General features: G+C 65.1%; 24 protein-coding genes, 3 tRNA genes and 1 riboswitch. Of the genes, 17 read left to right on the top strand and 10 right to left on the bottom strand.

The features are described 5' to 3' along the window. Nucleotides 1-2: 2 nt before the first annotated feature. Together ACMZPQ_RS06130 and ACMZPQ_RS06135 are read right to left on the bottom strand one after the other, a co-directional pair. Nucleotides 3-215 (bottom strand): AlpA family transcriptional regulator, encoded by a 213-nt coding sequence (locus ACMZPQ_RS06130; protein WP_003090093.1) that lies wholly within the window; start codon nt 213-215, stop codon nt 3-5. A gap of 118 nt (nt 216-333) precedes the next feature. Next, the gene (locus ACMZPQ_RS06135; RefSeq protein WP_003098991.1) at nt 334-1,080 is read right to left on the bottom strand and encodes a hypothetical protein; all 747 of its coding nucleotides are present in this window, start codon (nt 1,078-1,080) and stop codon (nt 334-336) included. Between the two features lie 450 nt (nt 1,081-1,530). Between ACMZPQ_RS06135 and ACMZPQ_RS06140 the strand changes: the two genes are divergently transcribed. From ACMZPQ_RS06140 to ACMZPQ_RS06160, 5 genes are all read left to right on the top strand, one after another. Further along, nucleotides 1,531-2,031 carry a DUF305 domain-containing protein gene (locus ACMZPQ_RS06140; protein WP_003098996.1) on the top strand — a complete coding sequence of 167 codons (501 nt, stop codon included), beginning with the start codon at nt 1,531-1,533 and terminating at the stop codon, nt 2,029-2,031. A 774-nt stretch (nt 2,032-2,805) separates the two neighbouring features. After that, a complete protein-coding gene (locus ACMZPQ_RS06145) occupies nt 2,806-4,269 on the top strand; it encodes a TolC family protein (protein WP_197580084.1) in 1,464 nt (487 codons plus the stop codon). After that, nucleotides 4,266-5,405, top strand: coding sequence for an ABC transporter permease (locus ACMZPQ_RS06150; protein WP_414486090.1), 1,140 nt, complete (start codon nt 4,266-4,268; stop codon nt 5,403-5,405). Before ACMZPQ_RS06145 ends, ACMZPQ_RS06150 begins: the two co-directional genes overlap by 4 nt. A gap of 10 nt (nt 5,406-5,415) precedes the next feature. Next, a complete protein-coding gene (locus ACMZPQ_RS06155) occupies nt 5,416-6,144 on the top strand; it encodes an ABC transporter ATP-binding protein (protein ID WP_197580086.1) in 729 nt (242 codons plus the stop codon). Further along, nucleotides 6,141-7,055, top strand: a complete 915-nt coding sequence (locus tag ACMZPQ_RS06160; RefSeq protein ID WP_197580087.1) for an HlyD family secretion protein — start codon at nt 6,141-6,143, stop codon at nt 7,053-7,055. The genes ACMZPQ_RS06155 and ACMZPQ_RS06160 overlap by 4 nt, the downstream gene beginning before the upstream one ends. A gap of 2 nt (nt 7,056-7,057) precedes the next feature. Here ACMZPQ_RS06160 and ACMZPQ_RS06165 read toward each other — a convergent pair whose 3' ends face one another. Then, nucleotides 7,058-7,507 carry a hypothetical protein gene (locus tag ACMZPQ_RS06165; protein ID WP_197580088.1) on the bottom strand — a complete coding sequence of 150 codons (450 nt, stop codon included), beginning with the start codon at nt 7,505-7,507 and terminating at the stop codon, nt 7,058-7,060. Then, entirely contained in the window at nt 7,500-7,901 is a 402-nt protein-coding gene (locus tag ACMZPQ_RS06170) for a hypothetical protein (RefSeq protein WP_197580089.1), read from the bottom strand. The genes ACMZPQ_RS06165 and ACMZPQ_RS06170 overlap by 8 nt, the downstream gene beginning before the upstream one ends. A gap of 128 nt (nt 7,902-8,029) precedes the next feature. On the opposite strand from ACMZPQ_RS06170, the gene ACMZPQ_RS06175 reads away from it, so the two are divergent. The 5 genes from ACMZPQ_RS06175 (at nt 8,030) to ACMZPQ_RS06195 (ending at nt 9,759) form a co-directional block, all read left to right on the top strand. Then, nucleotides 8,030-8,105 (top strand) — tRNA-Gly (locus ACMZPQ_RS06175). Between the two features lie 142 nt (nt 8,106-8,247). Then, a tRNA-Gly gene (locus ACMZPQ_RS06180) sits at nt 8,248-8,323 on the top strand. 66 nt (nt 8,324-8,389) lie between these two features. After that, nucleotides 8,390-8,463: transfer RNA gene (locus ACMZPQ_RS06185), tRNA-Cys, on the top strand. Between the two features lie 141 nt (nt 8,464-8,604). Continuing rightward, nucleotides 8,605-9,102: a GNAT family N-acetyltransferase gene (locus ACMZPQ_RS06190; RefSeq protein ID WP_197580090.1), complete on the top strand. Its 498-nt coding sequence runs from the start codon at nt 8,605-8,607 to the stop codon at nt 9,100-9,102. 111 nt (nt 9,103-9,213) lie between these two features. Continuing rightward, complete coding sequence (locus tag ACMZPQ_RS06195; protein WP_197580091.1) at nt 9,214-9,759, top strand: DUF4124 domain-containing protein; 546 nt, start codon at nt 9,214-9,216, stop codon at nt 9,757-9,759. An 8-nt stretch (nt 9,760-9,767) separates the two neighbouring features. Here ACMZPQ_RS06195 and ACMZPQ_RS06200 read toward each other — a convergent pair whose 3' ends face one another. After that, nucleotides 9,768-10,409 (bottom strand): flavin reductase, encoded by a 642-nt coding sequence (locus ACMZPQ_RS06200; RefSeq protein WP_197580092.1) that lies wholly within the window; start codon nt 10,407-10,409, stop codon nt 9,768-9,770. 106 nt (nt 10,410-10,515) lie between these two features. Between ACMZPQ_RS06200 and ACMZPQ_RS06205 the strand changes: the two genes are divergently transcribed. Both ACMZPQ_RS06205 and ACMZPQ_RS06210 read left to right on the top strand, forming a co-directional pair. Next, the gene (locus ACMZPQ_RS06205) at nt 10,516-11,220 is read left to right on the top strand and encodes an ArsR/SmtB family transcription factor (RefSeq protein ID WP_197580093.1); all 705 of its coding nucleotides are present in this window, start codon (nt 10,516-10,518) and stop codon (nt 11,218-11,220) included. A 125-nt stretch (nt 11,221-11,345) separates the two neighbouring features. Beyond that, nucleotides 11,346-11,615, top strand: coding sequence for a hypothetical protein (locus ACMZPQ_RS06210; protein ID WP_197580094.1), 270 nt, complete (start codon nt 11,346-11,348; stop codon nt 11,613-11,615). A gap of 19 nt (nt 11,616-11,634) precedes the next feature. Here ACMZPQ_RS06210 and ACMZPQ_RS06215 read toward each other — a convergent pair whose 3' ends face one another. After that, the gene (locus ACMZPQ_RS06215) at nt 11,635-12,723 is read right to left on the bottom strand and encodes an alpha/beta hydrolase family protein (protein WP_197580095.1); all 1,089 of its coding nucleotides are present in this window, start codon (nt 12,721-12,723) and stop codon (nt 11,635-11,637) included. 261 nt (nt 12,724-12,984) lie between these two features. Between ACMZPQ_RS06215 and ACMZPQ_RS06220 the strand changes: the two genes are divergently transcribed. Together ACMZPQ_RS06220 and ACMZPQ_RS06225 are read left to right on the top strand one after the other, a co-directional pair. Beyond that, nucleotides 12,985-13,518, top strand: coding sequence for an AAA family ATPase (locus ACMZPQ_RS06220; RefSeq protein WP_197580096.1), 534 nt, complete (start codon nt 12,985-12,987; stop codon nt 13,516-13,518). Between the two features lie 61 nt (nt 13,519-13,579). Beyond that, entirely contained in the window at nt 13,580-14,413 is an 834-nt protein-coding gene (locus ACMZPQ_RS06225) for a cupin domain-containing protein (protein WP_197580097.1), read from the top strand. Between the two features lie 3 nt (nt 14,414-14,416). On the opposite strand, the gene crcB is transcribed toward ACMZPQ_RS06225, so the two are convergent. Both crcB and ACMZPQ_RS06235 read right to left on the bottom strand, forming a co-directional pair. Next, nucleotides 14,417-14,809, bottom strand: a complete 393-nt coding sequence (gene crcB / locus ACMZPQ_RS06230) for a fluoride efflux transporter CrcB (protein WP_197580098.1) — start codon at nt 14,807-14,809, stop codon at nt 14,417-14,419. Nucleotides 14,810-14,891: 82 nt separating this feature from the next. Then, nucleotides 14,892-14,955: riboswitch (Fluoride riboswitch) on the bottom strand. A 22-nt stretch (nt 14,956-14,977) separates the two neighbouring features. Beyond that, nucleotides 14,978-15,379, bottom strand: a complete 402-nt coding sequence (locus tag ACMZPQ_RS06235) for a transcriptional regulator (RefSeq protein WP_197580126.1) — start codon at nt 15,377-15,379, stop codon at nt 14,978-14,980. 111 nt (nt 15,380-15,490) lie between these two features. Between ACMZPQ_RS06235 and ACMZPQ_RS06240 the strand changes: the two genes are divergently transcribed. Then, the gene (locus tag ACMZPQ_RS06240; protein ID WP_197580099.1) at nt 15,491-15,700 is read left to right on the top strand and encodes a helix-turn-helix domain-containing protein; all 210 of its coding nucleotides are present in this window, start codon (nt 15,491-15,493) and stop codon (nt 15,698-15,700) included. Nucleotides 15,701-16,053: 353 nt separating this feature from the next. Further along, nucleotides 16,054-16,290 carry a hypothetical protein gene (locus ACMZPQ_RS06245; RefSeq protein ID WP_197580127.1) on the top strand — a complete coding sequence of 79 codons (237 nt, stop codon included), beginning with the start codon at nt 16,054-16,056 and terminating at the stop codon, nt 16,288-16,290. Between the two features lies 1 nt (nt 16,291). Here the strand turns inward: ACMZPQ_RS06245 and ACMZPQ_RS06250 are convergent, their stop codons facing one another. Further along, the gene (locus ACMZPQ_RS06250) at nt 16,292-17,341 is read right to left on the bottom strand and encodes a 4Fe-4S dicluster domain-containing protein (protein ID WP_197580100.1); all 1,050 of its coding nucleotides are present in this window, start codon (nt 17,339-17,341) and stop codon (nt 16,292-16,294) included. Beyond that, entirely contained in the window at nt 17,338-17,625 is a 288-nt protein-coding gene (locus ACMZPQ_RS06255; RefSeq protein ID WP_197580101.1) for a hypothetical protein, read from the bottom strand. The genes ACMZPQ_RS06250 and ACMZPQ_RS06255 overlap by 4 nt, the downstream gene beginning before the upstream one ends. A 179-nt stretch (nt 17,626-17,804) precedes the next feature. Here ACMZPQ_RS06255 and ACMZPQ_RS06260 point away from each other — a divergent pair, with 179 nt between their 5' ends. Beyond that, complete coding sequence (locus ACMZPQ_RS06260; RefSeq protein WP_197580102.1) at nt 17,805-18,245, top strand: group III truncated hemoglobin; 441 nt, start codon at nt 17,805-17,807, stop codon at nt 18,243-18,245. Nucleotides 18,246-18,266: the final 21 nt, after the last annotated feature.

The following is an 18,266-nucleotide window of genomic DNA, read 5'->3' on the forward strand; positions in this document are numbered from 1 at the left end:
GGTCAGGTCCGGTGGTTGAGGCGCTCGGCGATCCACTGGTCGATTTCGATCGAATCCCAGCCGACAGCGCGCACGCCCAGGCGCAGCGCCTGAGGGAACTGGCGCTTCTTCATCAGGTTGTAGATGTGGGCGCGTTTGAAGCCGGACTTCGCTTCGACTTCATCGAGCCGCAGGATGCGGCGCTCGTTCGGCGGGAGTACAGGGGTCTGCGACATGGCGGTCACTCCTGAACGCTCGGTGGCGTTTGTTGGCGTGACCTCTATTCAATAGACCTGGCTGCGGAAAGACATTGCAAATGCAATCTCCGCGATTGCACATACAAGCTGGATAACCTCATGCGCTTGCGCTACGAACGTACCTCTTAGCGTTGGCGAACTTTCCGTTTAAGGTGCGCTCAGTGATGCCCATGGTGCCGCCGTAGTGGGCGACCAATGCAGAGACAAGGGCCTCCTGCGTTTTGAAGCTGGAATAGGGCACGCCTGAAGGCGACTGGCTCAGCATCAGCGTCAACATCCCTCCAATGATGTTGAGATAGGTCGTTTCCGCCCGTTCGCTGATCTCGCATTGCTTGGATGCCAACAGCACCGAGGATTGCTTGAGTAGCGTGTCGTGCTGCTCCTGCAGTTCTCGCATCTCACGTCGGGCTTGTTCAAGCGCGGCCTGAAGGGCCAGCCGCTCCACGAGGATCGCCTGTCCTGTTTCCATGGTGATGAAAGGATGCGCCATGCGTTCGCCACGGCTGAACAGAAATCCTGGCCGGTGCTCGGGATAGTGGGTGCGCATCCAGCGTTTTAGATCGACATGGCGAACAGTCAGATCCAGAGAATTGAGCAGGTTCGGATCATTGAGCGTGATCCCGTTCTTGCCGTAGGGCAGCTCTCCGTTGAGGATGCCGTCATAGATACGTTCCGAGTGCAGCCGGCACTCATTCCATCGAGGGCAGTTCAGCGACCGAGGCAGGACACGCGGTGACGCGATCGTGGCCAGGATCATCGGGAGATACCGCAGCAACCCAGCCCATCGGATGGCCGCCTCGATGGGACGATAGAACACCTTTGATGTTGAAATGTCCTTGTGCATGTCTTCGTCTCCTTTCGGGTGCGCTACATCACCGGCTCCTTTCTTGCCCAAGGGCTGTTGTGTCGTTATGGCCTGCGACGGACGCTTGAGGCGATGCCCTAAGCGAAGGCGGAGGAGGCCATTGGCGTCCGCCGCAGGTGGCCTTGTCTTGCTTGATATGCAAGAATCGATCAGTTGCCGGCCCATCGAGCGATGAGGACGCAAGCTCGATATTGGCGCTCACGGTACCAGCGTCATAGGTGGCGCAAAGCCCATCAAGACCGATTTGGTATGGTCTGATATCCAGACGGTTCAAGACCAGCGAGTTGAAGCGTTCGACGCCCCTACGTCCAGTTGGGGACTGGAAATCAGCGGTTAGTGATGCATCGCTCCACATGCTGATATATCGACAAAGTATCTGCCGCAGTACCAGTGACCCTGCCAGGTTGCCCCAGCACATAGGAGACGGAGATGGCTGAACATTCCCATGAACATCAACATCACACATCCGGTCAGATGGGTAAGCACGGCCGACCATACGCCAAGTTCTGGGTGAACATGGTGTTGGGCCTCGTCGTCATGTACTTCGTAATGTTCAGCATGATCGACGGCGCCAGGGACTTCAGAAACAATCTCAACATGCTCTACATGGCGGTCACTATGTGGGCGCCAATGGGCATCTTCATGCTAGCGACAATGCCCGGCATGTTTCCAAACCGGCGGCTCAATCTCGTGCTGTACGGCTTGTTTGCCGTTCTCACACTCGGTTCTTTTGCCGCTACCCGTGCTCAAACCGGAATCGGCGATCGACAGTTCATCGCGTCTATGGTCCCGCACCATTCGGGAGCGATCCTCATGTGCCGCGAGGCGCAGCTCTCAGATCCGGAACTCGTCAACCTATGCCAAGCGATTTCCGATGGCCAGCGCGCGGAGATCGAGCAGATGAACCGGATTGCTGCACGCCTTCGTTGAGGCTGGCTGCCACTACACTGGCGCCGCGTTGCGCTCCGGCGAAGTTAGCCGCAGCGATGTAAAGATGAGTACTTGCGGTGTTCCGATGCCGGCGGTTGTGTCCTACAGCCGTCCAGGTGCCAGGTAGTCCACGCGACACCACCCCGCGCTGCCTGCGGAGCGAGCGCAAGTCATGATCGTCGCAAGTTGGAGTTCGATAGCGAACCCGCTCAGCAGCTGGACGCATCAGGCGTAACGACGGGTGGATGGATCATCCTTGGACGCTGGTGGAAGTGGTTGGATGAACTTTGTTGCCGAGGGCGAAAAACAAGGCTATAATTGAGTTCTTCGCTGATCACCACAGTGGAGAAAGTGATTGGGAAACAGAGACTTAGCGCTCTAGTGCATGACTCGTTTCCCGCTCCAGATTCAAGAAAAACGCTCCCGCAAGGGGGCGTTTTTCGTTTGTCATGATGCCAGCCGATGCAGTCGCTACAGTCACGCCACGGCATCTTCATGGAAGGCGTGGTATCAGTGCGCTTGTGGGACGAACCCGACATCGGTGTCGCAATCGAAATGGCGGGGCGTGCGGTCGTGGGGACGATCGCGTGCGTCGGGCTCGGGGATGGGCTGCAGCAGGGTTCAATGGCTTGGAATCTGCACCAGTGTTCTGCACGCCGCGTGTGGTGAAAGGCTGGCGAAAGGCCAATGCCAGCGTTGCCTGAACCGCATGCGCGTTGTGACCTTTTTCGGACCATTTCTCCATGTTCGCTCCACAATCGCACGGTAGCCTTCATGCTCCTTCTACACGTTGGCGGGCTGGTGGTCAGGCGTATCGCTTCAGTGGCAGAGCCCAGGGCCGGGCGCGGTTTCTCCCTGCAGGCAGCGCTGCGCCCGGGCGCGCTGCTGGCCAGCCTGGCTCTGGGTGGTTGCATGTCGGTGCCGGTTCCGGACCTGCCTGACCGCACCCCCAGCGCCTGGACCCAGGTGCCCCAGGGCCAGGGCGTGGCCGTCGACGCCAAACAGTGGTGGAAAGTACTGGCCGATCCGGCGCTGGACGGCCTGGTCGACCAGGCCATCGCCAGCAACCTCGACCTGCAGCAGGCCACGCTGCGCCTGCAGGCGGTGCGGATCGTCGCAGGGACCTCCGACTCGCGCTTCCTGCCGGAGATTTCCGCCAGCGCCAAGCAGGTGCAGGATGCTGCCGCGGTCGATACCTATTTTCATGCGGGCATCGAAGCGATCTGGGATCTCGGCCTGTTCGGCGCCGCCGAGAGCGCGCAGCTGGGCGCGCAGGCCTCGGCGGGCAATGCGGAGGCCCTGCGCCGTGCCGCACAGGTCGCCGTGATCGCCGACGTGGTGCGCAGCTATCTGGACCTGACCGTAGCGCAGACCCAGCAGGACCTGCTGGTACGGCAGCAGGTCGTGGATGATCGCGGCGAACAGTTGGCGCTGGTCCGCCAGCGCCTGCGCCTGGATGAACCGGGTGAACTCGATCGCCTGCGTGCACGCCAAGCGGCCACCCGCGCGGCCGCCGCGCAGGCCCGCGAGAATGCGGACAATGCCGCTCGTGCACTGGCGCTGCTGTTGGGTCGTGATGGCCCGGACCCGGCCTGGCGCAGCTACCGCACGCCGCCGAAGCTGGGCGCATTCTCGCTGCAACAGGTGCCGGCGGATCTGCTGCGCCACCGCCCGCAGATCCTGTTGGCCGAATCGCAAGTGCTGCAGGCTGCGGCCGACAAGGGTTCGGCGCGTGCGGCGATGTATCCGCGGGTCAGTCTCGGCGGTTCGATCCTGTACGCCTACAACCTTACCCAGAACGCGCGCTCCAATTCCGATTCCAGCCCCTCGATCGGCCCGTACATCGATATTCCGCTGTGGGATTGGGGCCAGCGCCGTGCGCGCTTCCATGCTGATGAAAAACAGTTGGATGCCGCGCTGCTCGGTTACCGCAAAGCGGTGCTGGAAGGCGTGAGCGAAGTGGAGGGCGCACTGGGCAGCCTGGCGCGCCAGGACAGCAGCCTCCAGTCGCTGCGTGCGGCCAATGACGCCGCCGCACAGCAGCTCAAGCGACAGGCACGGCAGGTACAACTGGGGCTGTCCAGCGAATTCGATGGTATCGACACGCAGCGTGCGGCACTGGCCTCGCAGGGCGATCTGATCGCGGCGCAGGGTGCGCGCGTGCTGGCGTTTGCTTCGCTGTACCGCGCCCTGGGCGGCGCGCCGCTGCCGATCGAGGCTGAGGACCCATCGCAATGATTGCGCTGGCCCGCAAGACCCTGGCCTATGAGTGGCGCCGGTTCCTGCCGGTGGTGATGGCGATGTGCTTCGCCGGCGTGCTGCTGATCGTGCAGGCAGCGCTGGTGCTGGGCATCTTCGGTACCGCCGCGATCTACGTGAAAGCGTCCTCGGCCGACATCTGGGCGGGTTTCCCCGGTACCCAGAGCGTCAATTACGGCCATGCGATCAGCGCGGACGTGGAAAGCCACCTGCGCATGGACCCGGATGTGACCCGTGTCGAACCCTACGAATGGGTCGATGGCGAATGGCGCTCCAGCGCGCAGGGCACCGGCAACGTCTCGGTGTACCTGTCCGGCATCTCCACCCAGGATGACGCGATGATGTTTGCGCGCATCCTGCCGGCCGACCTGCGCGCGCAGCTGCGCGAACCGGGCGCGGTGATCGTCGACAGTGCCGATCTGGATACGCTGGGCGTGGACCTGCAGAACAACCATGCGTGGATCAACGGCAAGGCAGTGCGTGTAGTCGCCGCACAGCCGGGGCTGCGCGGCCTTGGCGGCGTCAATGTGCTGGCCTCGCTGGATACCGCGCGTGCCATCGCCGGTACCGACCCGCATGAAGGCAGTACCTATTTCGTGGCGGGCCTGCGTTCGCCGGACCTGGTCGGAGCCGTGCGTGATCGGCTGGCGGCCTCGATGGGACAGGCCACGCCGGTTGAATTCTGGACGGCACCGGTGTTCGCCAGCCGTTCGCAGCAGTACTGGCTGTTCGACACCGGCGCCGGCATCGCGGTGTTGTTCATGGCCGTCATCGTCTGCTTCGTCGGCGCGGTGATCACCAACCAGTCGTTCGCTTCGGTAGTGGCCGGCTCGGTGCGCGAATACGCTACGCTCAACGCACTCGGTGCGGGCCGCTATGCGCTGGCACGGGTGGTGTTCGAGCAGGCATTGCTGATCGGCGGCGTTGGCATGTTGCTGGCGGCGGCGTTCAGCACCGTGGTGTTGTTGATCGCACAGACCCAGCGCGTACCGGTGCAGCTGACGCCGATGGTCATCATCGGCTGCGTGGCACTGGTGGCGGTGATGGCCATGCTGTCCAGCATCATGGCGGTCCGCAGCGTGGTCCGCTCCGATCCATCGTTGCTGCTGCGTTGAGGACCGGCCGATGACTTCTACACGCGCCGTCGCCCCGACCCTGCAGGCCGACGCACTGGAAAAGGGCTTCATGTCCGGCGATGTGCAGGTGCCAGTGCTGCGCGGCCTGTCGCTGGACATCTATCCCGGTGAGTTGACCCTGGTGTCGGGCCCCTCCGGCTGCGGCAAGAGCACGCTGTTGTCGCTGCTTTCCGGGTTGTCGTCCCCCGATGGTGGCCGCGTGCATGCGCTGGGCCAGGATGTGGGCCACATGACCCGCAGCGAGGTGGAGCGTTTCCGCCTGCACCATGTCGGCTTCGTGTTCCAGGGCTTCAACCTGTTCCCGGCGCTGACCGCCCTGGAGCAGGTGCAGCTGCCACTGGGCTACCGCGGCATGAGCAATCGCGAAAGCGAGCCGCTGGCGCGCCGTGCGCTGGAAGAGGTGGGGCTCAGCCACCGCAGCCACATGCGCCCGGCGCAGCTGTCCGGCGGCGAGAAGCAGCGCGTTGCCGTGGCCCGCGCCTTCGCCAAATCACCGACGCTGATTTTCGCCGATGAGCCCACCAGTGCGCTGGACGCCGAGAACGGCCAGCGCGTGATCGACATCCTGCATCGCTACGCACGTGCGCATGGCGCCACCGTGTTGTGCGTGAGCCACGATCCGCGCCTGATCCGGCATGCCGATCGGGTGATCGCCATGGAAGACGGCATGGTCCGTGATGACCGCCGCCAGAACGAAACTGTAGAGTCCGCCCCATGACCAAGACGTCGCACCTGCTTTCCCTCAGCCTGGCCCTGTCCGCGGCATTGCTGCTGGGCGCCTGTTCCAGGGACGCGCCCGCCCAGGCACCTACAGGTAAAGCAAGCGCTGCCAGCGCCGGCAAGGTCGCGGTGGCGCGCGGCATCATCGATGTCGAGGGTGGCCTGATCGCGTTGGCGCCGCCGGTGGATGGTTCGATCACCGCCGCGCCGGTGAAGGAGGGTGCCACGGTAAAGAAGGGCCAGCTGCTGTTGTCCCTGGACGGTGCGCTGCTGCAACAGGAAGTGGCCATGGCCACCGCCGATCTCGCGCTGGCTAATGACCGGCTGAAGGGCAGCCAGGCGCAGCTGCGCGAACTGGAACGCAACGCTACCCGCCTGGCCACCGGCGCCAGCGAGGGCGTGTCGTCCAATCAGCAGGCCGAGGCGGCAAAGCAGCAACTGGCGGGCGTGCGTGCCGACGTCGACGTGGCCGGTGCGCAGGTCGACATGGCACAGCACAAGCTGGAACACGCCAAGTTGAAACTGCAGCAGATGTCGCTGAGCGCACCGGAGGCCGGCACCGTGGTCGGCCAGGTGCCGGGCCTCGGCGCCTTCGTGCAGGCCGGCAAGCCGGCGATCTCGCTGCTGCCGGCGCGCCCGTTGCAGGTGCGTGCAGAACTGAGCGCCGCCTATGCCGACGCGGTGCAGGTGGGCATGAAGGCCACCGTGGTGCCGGACAGCGATGGTGCCGAGAACACCAGCACGCTGCCGCCCGCACACGTGGTGCGCATCAGCCCGGTGTTCGCGCAGGCGCGCCTGCCCGAAGACGCAGGGCGCGGTGTGGCCAAGGTGGTGGAGTGCGTGCTGGAGTTCGATGGCGAAGCCAAGGCGCGCTTCGGCCAGCATGTGCGGGTGGAGTTCCGGAAGTAATACTAGCGTTGCAGCGGAGCCGGCTCGCCTCCTGCGCGGCGCGTGAATGCCCGCCACGCACTCACCGCCGACACCCCGCACAGTGCCAGCAGCAGTCCCACGTCCAGCAGCAGCAACCACAGCAGATGCATGCCGTGTACCGGCGGCTGGTGCATCGCCGACAGCATCCACGGCACCGACCACGCCAGCAGCAGGGCGAAGGCGATCAGCAGGCGCAGCCACAGGCGCTTCAGTTTCCAGGGCCGCACGATAAGTGCGGCGACCACCAGCTCCACCGCACCCAGCAGCGCGAACACGATGACGCTGCTGGTCGGATAGCGCGGCTCGATGCCTTCCAGGCGGTGCAGCAGCCAGTAGTCCGGGGTGAAGCCGGCATTGACCAGCGCGGCGATCAGCGCCAGCCAGGTGAGCGAAACCAGCAGCCAGAACAGGCGGACGTAGCGTCTAGGCATCGGGATTGACCGCGTGGGAAAGCAGCGTGCGACGAGCCTGGAAACGCACGCTGGCGGCAATCGCCAACAGTGCCAGCACACCCGGGCCGAGGGTGAAGTACAGCAGGCGCAGCGGGTGGTTGTGCATCAGCGTCCAGCTCGCAAACGTAAGGGGAATCGCCAGCACCAGCAGCTTCGCCAACAGCGGCCGCAGCACTGCGATCAATGGCTGGGCGGCGAGGAACATCCAGAACAGGTGGAACTGCGCGATGCCCAGGCCGATGTCGCGGTGCGAGGTGAAGCCAACATGGTCGCGATACGCGTTCATTCCCAGCGGAATCAGCGTCCAGTACAGCAGTGCCACCAGCAGGTGCAGCAGCAGGGCAATCAACAGGGGCGTGCCGCGAAGGAACATGGCCGAGGGGAACCGGGCGGGGCAGCGTACCCCAGTGCGGACGCCGGTGACCGCATCGTGTGAAGACTGTTGACGGCGTGAAGGAATTTGGACACAATAGCGCTCCTTCGACGCAGGTCGAAGAATCTGCGGGAATAGCTCAGTTGGTAGAGCGCAACCTTGCCAAGGTTGAGGTCGCGAGTTCGAGTCTCGTTTCCCGCTCCAGATTCTACAGGGCCCCGGTAGGGGCCTTGTTTTTCTCCCGCCGCGGCAAGGCGGGGCACGTTGGGCCACAAGGCTTTGCGCGCAGTCAGAAAAGTGAAATCGCTGGTGTGTGTCCCGGATTTCCGGTACCATGGCAGCTTACGCGGGAATAGCTCAGTTGGTAGAGCGCAACCTTGCCAAGGTTGAGGTCGCGAGTTCGAGTCTCGTTTCCCGCTCCATGTTCCGACAGGCCCCATCTTGGGGTTTTGTCTTGTCAGGGCTTTGGTCCTGGCGCGCAGTACGTTGGCCTCATGGCAGAGTGGCTATGCACCGGATTGCAAATCCGTTTACAGCGGTTCGATTCCGCTTGAGGCCTCCAGTTGAAAAGCCCTGACTCCGGTCAGGGCTTTTTTATTTCTGCATGGCGCACTTGCGGCGTGGCCCTGCCAAGCTTCATATACGTCGCCGGGACTGGACTGCTAGGCTGACCACTGCGCATGAACGCCTGCAGGAACCCGGGATGTTGATCCGGCCACTGGAGCACGACGACGCGGACACGCTTTGGGCGGCCCGCCTGCAGGCGCTGCGTGAATCACCCGCTGCGTTCCTGTCCACGCTGGCCGAGGCAAGCGGTGAGACCGCACAGGTGATGCGGACCCAGCTCGATGACCCTCATACCCGCTACTTCGGCGCCTTTGACCAGGCACAGCTGGTTGGCTTCCTGCGCTATGTGCGGCCCGCACGGTTGTCACGTCGGCACACGGCGGAGATCCACAGCGTGCACGTCGGTGCTGGCCATCGTGGGCAAGGGATTGCCCGGCAGCTGTTCCTCGCGGCGTTCCAGGCTGCACGTGCAGAGGGCATCGAGTCGCTCAGCCTCACCGTGCTGGCAGACAACGCCGCCGCGCGCGGACTGTACGCGTCGTTGGGGTTCATCGAATCCGGCACCGAGCCGCGCGCGGTGAAACGCGAGGGCCGTTATGTGGACATGGTCGCGTACTGGATTGCCCTGGGCTGACACCCAGCGCCCCCCTGCGAAATGGCCAGCTCAGCGCGATGGCACGTGCAGGCATCACCGATCCGCCGTATCGTGCGGGGGGATCCATTGCGAACCAGGGAGAGGTGGGGAATGAAGGGAATTCTTCTGGCGATAGTGCTGGCGGCGGTGGGCGTGCCGTCGGCCTCGGCCCAGGTGTACAAATGCAAGGGTGCATCCGGGGAGACGGTGTACAGCCAGAATCCGTGCGCGGGCGGCGCTGAGCCGATGAAACTGCGATCCACCCGTTCCTCCACCGAATCGGCGGGGGAAGCCTCGAACCGCGCCGCCGTGTACCAGAACACCGAACTGGCCGACGCCGGTATCGCCGAGCGCAACTGCGTGCAGGGCGAGCGCTCGCGCATCTACGGTCCGCTCGATTCACGCAGCCAGCAGGTCGGGCGGCAGATCGGTGAACTGAACCGGCAACTGGCTGCGGCGGGCACCAACCTGGCCGGTGCCACCCAGGACTCCGGCATTCGTGCGCAGATCGCCAGCCTGCAGCAGTCGTTGAGTGCGGAGCGCGTCGCCGCGGATACGCAGATGTCGAACGCACGCGAACAGTGCGCTGCGACCCGCCGCGAGCGTGAGCGCTCGGTGCGCGAGAAGTTCACCGAGACGCCCGCGGCCACGCGCTGATTCGCACGCTAGGCCGAAACCCGCTCCAGCGTTTCCGCACGGAAGTTGTGCCCAACCGGTTCGCCGACCCCGAGGTAGTGGCGGAACAGATAGATCAGCGGCTTCCAGCGCGCCACATCGATGTGCTGGGTGCCGGCCAGCGTGATGTCCTCGTGCGCATGCACGCAACGGATCTGGCCTTCGGCAATCACGAAGCCTTGCCCATCGTCATCGCTGGGGGGCTGCATTGCCATCATCGTGACTTCCACCTGCAACGGGCACTCGGCGATGGCTGCCGGCGCTACCTGTACGGACGGCACGGGGCTGAAGCCGCCCAGCGCGAACTTGTCACGCACATGCACATAGCCCATCGCATGCTTGGCATCAGGCACCGGGTCGCGGCCGGTCGCGCGCGCGATGGCCTCGACCTGTGCGGCCTGGGCGTCGCACGGGAAATTCAGCACGCACTCGGTGCGCAGCTGCAGGTTGCGATAGCCCTGGCCCTGCGTGCCAAGCCCCAGCACCACCCGGTTGCCCAGTGCCCAGAACGAAGAAAGCGGGCTGATGTTGCTGCTGCCGTCGGGATTGAGCGTGGTCATCAGCACGACAGGGGTACCCGGGTACAGGACCGAGGGCGTGATGCGTCGGCGTCGGATTGAAGGGTAAGTCACTGCAGTTCTCGCGGAAAACGGAGCGGTCACTGTGCGCCGGGGCCAGCAGGGGATGCTTCGGCCTGCATCGAACTGTCAGCCGTCCAGCGCGTGCCACAATGCCGGCATGGTCCACACCTCCGGTTCCCTTGTCAGTGTCGGTGCCCTGGTCGGTGACCAGGCGCGCGCGGCGATGCTGCTGCAGCTGATGGATGGGCGTGCCTATACCGCGATGGAACTGGCGCGGGTGGCCGGGGTGACGCCACAGACGGCGAGCACGCATCTACGGCGCCTGATCGAAGGCGGCCTGCTGGTCGCCATCCCGCAGGGCCGCCATCGCTACCACCGGCTGGCCTCGACCGAGGTCGCGGACATGCTCGAAGGCATCCTGCGCGTTGCCGACCGTACGCCGTCCTGCACCGCTGCCGCGTCACGCAGCATGCCGGCGCTGCGCGAGGCGCGCTCGTGCTACCGGCATCTGGCGGGTGTGCATGCCGTGGCCATCACCGATCGCCTGCTGCAGGCCGGGCATCTGTTGCCGCGTGATGGCTATTGGCAAGTGACTCTGGAGGGGGCCGAGTTCCTGACGACGCTCGGCCAGCCGCTGGCCGAGGTGCTGCAGCGCCCCGCAATCAGCAAGCCCGCGCGCTTCTGCCGGGGGTGCCTGGATTGCACGGAGCGTCGCCCGCACCTGGCGGGGGTGGTCGGTGAGGCGATGCTGGACAGCTTCGTGAACAATGATTGGCTGCGGCGCGTCGAAGGCCGGCGCGAGCTGCGGCTGACACCGCCGGGGCGTGAGGCGTTGTGGAAGCAGTTCGGCCTGGCAACCTGAGCGGCACTGGCCAGTCTCATCAGCCCGCGACATGAGGAGGCGCTATGGTCGGGTTCCAAGTCTTAGGGAGCTGCAATGGCGAGCAAGGACATGATGGACCGCAGTACGCAGCCGGGGCGCCGGCGATGAGCAAATCTGATGCAGAAGTACGCTGGCTGACGTTCCGGCTGATGAACGGCCAGTCGATCGGGCCCGACCGGTTGAAGGATGGATGGGTGAACGCTTCGGAGACCCGGCACTGTGGGGTGCGCCGCGAGTCCATTGAAGGCGCGGGCACGGTCTACGCGCTGTACGCACCTGCGAGTCTCGCTTCACCGCGACGCGCGGAGATGCGCATGCGCGAATTCCTGATGAGTTCGGGCTACACCTTCACCATGGGAACGCTGGGCGGCTGAGGCCGCCCGCCGCGGTCAATCAGCGGCTGGCGGCCTTCAGCGCCTCCACCACCTGCGCTTCAGGGAAACCGCAATGCCCTTCGCCTGCCGCAGGCAGTACCCGGGGCAGCGGATGCGCACCTGCGCGTGCCGCCAGCAGTGGATACGCCGTCTGCATGCGCGGCACGATGGTGGGATCGTTGTGATTGAACTGGATCACCAGTGGCCGCTTCAAGGCACCGCTCAACGCCAGCTTGGCGCGCACATCGGCCTGTGCGTCAGGCACGGGGTCGAGCCGCTGCACACCGGCATTGAAGGCGCCGTCGTCACCGAAGCCGCGGTACACTACCTCCCTGTTGCCCACCGGCATGCCGCCACTGCGTGCAACCAGTTCGTGCAGGACCAGCGCATGCAGGCTGACCGCACCGGCCAGCGCATCGGTGGAGACCTGCAACTGCTTGGCCAGCACGGCGGCATGTTCCGGATCCCGCTGCAGCGCACTGGCGATGCCTTGATACAAGGTGCCCTGTGGCAGCGTGGCCGCTTCCGGCGAGAGCAGCCCCGTGGCCGGCAGGCCTTCGGCGTTGGGAAAGAAGTAGTCGAACGCGACCAGTGTGGTCAGCAGGTCGGCGGCGATCTGTTCACCACTGAGGTTGGCGCCGCACAGCGAGACGCCGCCAGCGTAGTGCTGTGGGTATCGCTCGAGGCTGGCGATGGTCACCGCGCCACCCATCGAGAATCCCAGAATCCAGGTATGGCGCACGCGCTTGAGTTCGTTCAGCGCGTGCCGGCGCAGACGTTCAGTATCGTTGATCGCATCGGCCACCGCCCAACCCTGGCTGGAGTACGCGCTCTGGGCGACGGCGTAACCGGCGGCCAGCAGCGTTGCGGTGCTGTCGTTGGCGGTCATCGGCGTAGTGCGCGGCACGCCTGCCGGCTCATAGCCATGCGCCAGCATCACCAGGTCGCCGTTCCAGCCCGCTGGCACATCCAGGCGCCATGGCGCTCCCTGTAGTTCACCGCTGAGCGTGCGGGGTGCGCTGGAGGGCGCGGCCAGCAACGATGTGGAAGGCAACAGCAGGCCGAGGGCGAGTGCGAGGGCGGGGGCGCAGCGAAGCAAGGAATGCATCGGGATCATTCCATCCGGGGATGGCGCCGAGCATAGACGCCGGCCACATGTTGCGCGCGCTGCACTGCCGCAGGGGATTGCGGGCATGCCCTGTGGCGTCCTACGCTGGTTGCATGGCCCAGCACACCCTTGCATCGATTAACCGCATTCCCCACGGGAAGGCGGGATAGCGCGCGGTCGTCACGGCCCTGCAACCCGCCCGGGAAGGCGGATTGCATACGGCGCTCTCCCGGGTATCTGAATCCACCCAGGAGAACGCAGATGCAGCATCCTTCATCGACCGACGGTACACCGACCCTGCACCTGGTGTGCGGCAAGATCGGCGCCGGAAAATCCACCTTGTCACAGCAGTTGGCGGCGCAGCCATGCCACGTGCTGATCAGCGAAGATGCATGGCTGGCGACGCTGCATTTCGGCGAAATCCATTCCATCACCGACTACCTGCAGAGAGCGGCCACGCTGCGCGGTGTGCTGACCGGACACCTGCAGGCGATCCTCCGGGCCGGCGTCTCGGTCGTACTCGACTTTCCGTTCAATACGCCGGCCACCCGTGCATGGGGTCGCGAACTGTTCGAGTCGACCGGCGCTAGCCATCAGCTGCACTTTCTCGATGTTCCCGACGCCATCTGCAAGGCACGGCTGCGTGCGCGCAATGCGCGCGGTGAGCACCCGTTCCAGGCCAGCGACGAAGCGTTCGAGCAGATCACCCGTCACTTCGTTGCGCCTGGGCCGGAGGAAGGCTTCGAGGTGATCCGGCACTCACCGGACGAGTCCGCCGCCCGGTTCGCCCAGTGACGCGGTGAATCCGATACGATCTGTCGTATTGAAGTAATTCCGTTTGATCTGGAGTCCTGTCATGGTCGACCGCCTCGCCATCCTGCTCGAACGCTTCTCGGTCACCGCCTCGGTGTTCCATGCGGGTGCGTTGTGCGGCATCAACACCCTGGAGGGGGAGGCTGAGGCCGGCCAGCTGCACCTGGTGCGGCGTGGCCCGCTGCAGGTCAGCCATGGCCAGCAGACGGTGCAGGTCGAGGTCCCCAGCCTGCTGCTGTACCCCCGACCGATGCCGCATCGGTTCATCACCGACCCGCAGCACGGTGCCGACATGGCCTGCGCCAACCTGCAATTCGAAGGGGGCCGGCTCAATCCGATCAGCGCCGCGCTGCCCGATTTCATCTGCCTGCCGCTGGCTGATCTGTACGGCGGCCATGCGGCGCTGGAGCTGCTGTTCGAAGAGGCCTTCGAGCAGCGCTGCGGGCGCGTGGCGATGGTCAACCGGCTGTTCGAGGTGGTGATGATCCAGGTGTTGCGCCAGCTGATGGAAGGCGGTGAGATGCGCGGTGGCCTGTTTGCGGGGCTCGGCCATCCACGCCTGCGGCTGGCGCTGGTGGCGATGCACGAGGCGCCGGCGCAGGCGTGGACGCTGGAAGACCTGGCCGATGTGGCGGGCATGTCGCGCAGCGTGTTCGCGGCCAGTTTCCGCGAGGCCATGGGGACTACGCCGGGCCACTACCTGCAGGGCTGGCGGGTGGGGCTGGCGCAGCAGGCATTGCGCCAGGGCCGGCCTTTGAAGCGGATCGCCGACGACGTCGGTTATGGCAGCGAGGCGGCCCTGTCGCGCGCGTTCAAGGCACACACCGGGCAGTCACCCCGGGAATGGCGTGTTCAGGCGCGCGCCAGAGCGGCCTGATCGTCAGCCCAGCACCAGCCGGGTCAGCTTCATGCCGCCGAACAGACCGGCCAGGCCCAGTGCCACCGAGCCGCCGGCGTACAGTGCTGCCAGTCCGTGCTGGCCGCGTTGCAGCAGCAGGCCGATTTCCAGCGCGTAGGTGGAAAAGGTGGTGTAGCCGCCGAGGATGCCGGTGGCCAGCAGCAGGCGCAGCTGCGGCGAAGCGCCATTTCGCAGGGCGAAGGCCTCGACCACCACGCCCATCAGCAGCGCGCCGCTGATGTTGATCAGGAAGGTCGACCACGGCCAGGAGCTGCCGACGGCGACGCGTGCGCCGATGAGGTTGCAGGCGTGGCGCAGGCAGGCGCCCAGGCCGCCTCCGATGAAGACCAGGAAATAGTTGTTCAATGCGTGCATTGCGTGCCTCGCGTGCGGGTTCGCAGGTCCGATGGCGAACGCCGAGGGCAGGCACGGCCTGCCGTCGACGAACGCCGGGTTCGTCTTGGCAGGAGCCATCAGCCCTTCCAGGCGGTTATCGGGGGAGCTCCATCCCCATCGCGGACCATGCTACCAGCGGCAATGCGTTCACGTCATCGAGGTCGTCAGCACCCGCACCACCTTGCTGCGGCTGAAGCCATCCATCAGCAGCTCGAACGCCAGCAGGTCCAGCGCCGCATGGCGACGATGGTCGATCTCCAGGCCGTTCTCGGCCACCAGGTGGCTGACCAGTTCATAGGCGTCCTGCCACACATCCAGATGGGCCTGGCTGGGGATGTAGGCATTGCCAAGCTCGCCCACGCCGCGCCCGGTCACCCCATACAGCAGCTCGCGCGCGTCCAGCTTGGCCGCATCGGCGATGCGGAACAGCTGGGCGGCCTTCACGTGGGAGGCGCTCACATGGTCATTGAGCCAGTTGCTGATGGTTGCCGTGGTGGATTTGGCGGCGCGGGCCAGGTCGGCCGGGCGAGGGTGCCCGGCTTTCTTCATGGCGGCGGCGAGTCGTTGGCCGAGAGTATTCATCTATGCAAGCCAGCTTAACGCGTGGAACGCCAAGAATCCTTGCCGCGAGAATAAGTCTGGTTAACAGAAGAACCGACCGTGACCGAATTCTGGAGCAAACGGCAGGTGCGCAACCGGCTGGGACTGAGGACCGATGCCGAACTGGCGCGCTTCTTTGGCATAAGTCGATCTGCAGTGTCGCAATGGCCTAAGAACCTTCCGATTCCTGCCCTGCGGCAATACATCCTGCATCAGCGCTACCCGCATCTGTTCCCTGCAACCGAAGCGACAGGCAGCGAATCCATCTGATCTGCGTCGTCTTTTGTCGCATCTAGCACACTAAGCGTCAGTTGCTAAGTGCACTTAGCAAAATGGGCAAATTCGATGGCTCATGAAAACTCAATCAGTGCCGTCAATAGATAATCACCGTCTGCCGGCCTGGCGGCACGTCGGGTTCGACCCATCCGGCACGCCCGGGGCACCGTATGTAGTTTCGTGAACGATTAATAATTTCGATCACGAAAGTCGCGGCATGTAATTGACCTGTCGTGAAATCTATGACTAATTGGCATCAACCGGACGTGAAGTCCGGGAGTCTTTCAGTAGCACGCAAGTGAGTCGGTAGACCGTCAACAATGCAGAACAAGTCCAACGGAGGTCGTATGGAATACGGCATGCATGGCTTGGCTGAACGGGTACGCCGCGAACTGGAAGCCAGCTATCACAAACACGGATGCGGTCCGGCGTTCTGGGATACCTATCAGCAGGTGCTGGACCGCCTGGTCCCGCAGGGTACCGAGCGTACCGAAGTCACCAATGAAATGGCGCTGATCATCGAGCAATTGGGCATTGTCCGCCGTGCGCAGCTGGTGCCGCCGCACGCCGACGGGCGGCGCTGATTCAGAGCAGGCGCCAGGCGCCGCAGGCCAGCAGCGCCAGCAGCAACGAGAGCAGTGCCAGGGTCCGCGGTCGCCACCGGCGTCGTGGCTGCCCGGCCATGGCCTGCGGGCTGCAGTAGCGCAGCAGGCCCGTGCCGAATCCGGCCTGGTGCTGCTGCCGTGCACATGCTTCCAGGCAGGCGCCGCAGGCCAGGCAATCCGCCTGCGGCCCCTGGCGGATGTCCAGTTGCATCGGGCAGACGCTGACACACGCGGCGCAGTCGGTGCAGTCGCCCAGGCGGTCAGCGCTGAAGGTCGGCATCGGTCCTGCCAGCAGAGGATGCGTGGCGCGGAACACGTAGTCCTGCGCGGTGGTCGGGTCGAGCAGGCTACGGCCGCGTCCGAGCACACCGCCCAAGCCGGACGGACGCGGCCCGCGCGGTTCGCCACGGCGCGCGTCATACAGCATGCGCGGCGTATGCGGATCGGTCAGCAACGGCTGCAGGCGCGCGAACGGGCACAGCGAGCGGCAGACCTGTTCACGGAGGAAGCCGGCGTTGCCCCACGTGGCGGCGGCATAGAACACCACCCAGAAGGTTTCCCAGCCACTCCAGCCGGCATGCGGCGCTGCGGCCACCAGCTCGGCAATCGGACTGAACAGGCCGACGAAGGTGATGCCGGTCCATAGCGACAGCAGTCCCCACGCCAGTTGCGTGGCAGGGCGTACCGCTACCGCCGGCAACCACCGCGCCAGGCCGCGCGCGATCCCCTCGAAGGCGCCGCGCCACAACGTCTGCGGACAGGCGTAGCCGCACCAGAGGCGCCCGGTGAGGTGGGTGAGCAGCGCAAGGCTCACCGCCAGCACCGCCAACAGGCCGATCAGCACGCCTACGTCGCCAGGCCACAGGGTCCAGCCAAACAGGTCGAAGCGCCGGGCATTGATGTCCAGCAGCAATGCCTGGCGGCCATCCCAGCGCAACCAGGGCAGGGCATAGAACAGCGCCAGCAGGCCTGCGCTGAGCAAGCCGCGCCAGTGCCGCGGGCGCGCCGTGGTGGAGCAGGGCGTACTCATCCCAGTGGCAGCTCGTCGTCGTCGTCGCACGGCATCGGCCGGTTCAGATAGCCGGTGACCGCGCTGGACAGTGCCGTTACCGCCCAGAACATGAAAAAGCCCACGCTGTAGCCCAGTTCGCGGCTGATCGTGGTGTCCGGAAAGCTGATCGCCTGCAGCCGCAGGGGATCGACGAAGGCGAAGAACACGACGCTGGCGGCGCCGGCAGCGATGAAGCTGGGCCAGAGGATCGCGCCCCAGTGCTGGATCAACTGCTGGCGGCGGCTGGGAGAGGGTCTGTTCATGCTGTCCCGGATCGGAAATGGGGGCGGCGCGTATACTTCGCCTGGGCCGGCGCAGCATCCGCAGGGCATGCTTCCTGCAAGCGCGCCAGCCTAGGTGCAGCGGACTGCGCCGACATTGATCTGGATCAACGGTGGTGCCGGCCGGCTGCGGCACACTGCCGGCACGCTTTGGGTAACCGATGAACGCTACGCCTCCGCCTGTCCTTCCCGTTGCCTCGCCCGAGCTGTGCACCGAGCAGGAAGTCACCCGCCTGGTCCACGACTTCTACGGCCGCGTGCGCGAGGAGGAGCGCCTGGGGCCGGTGTTCGAGTCGCATGTGCACGACTGGCCGGAGCACCTGGCGCAGCTGGTTGATTTCTGGTCGGCGATGCTGCGCGGCACCCGCCGCTTCAAGGGCTCGCCAATGTCCAAGCACATGGCCATCGAACTGGACAAGGACCTGTTCGAGCGCTGGCTGTTGCTGTTCCGGATCACCACCGCCGAGTGCGGCAACCCGCCGATGCAGGCGCTGGCCGACGATGTCGCGGCCCGCATCGGCGAGACCTTCTGGAAGCGCTACCAGATGCTGCGCTGGCCGCAGGTCGGCCTGCCGGTGCTGGGGATCCCTGCGAAGGATTGATCTGGGTCAAGGCGGCAGCGT

Source organism: Stenotrophomonas maltophilia (assembly GCF_047497515.2).
In the GTDB taxonomy this organism is placed as follows: Bacteria; Pseudomonadota; Gammaproteobacteria; order Xanthomonadales; family Xanthomonadaceae; genus Stenotrophomonas.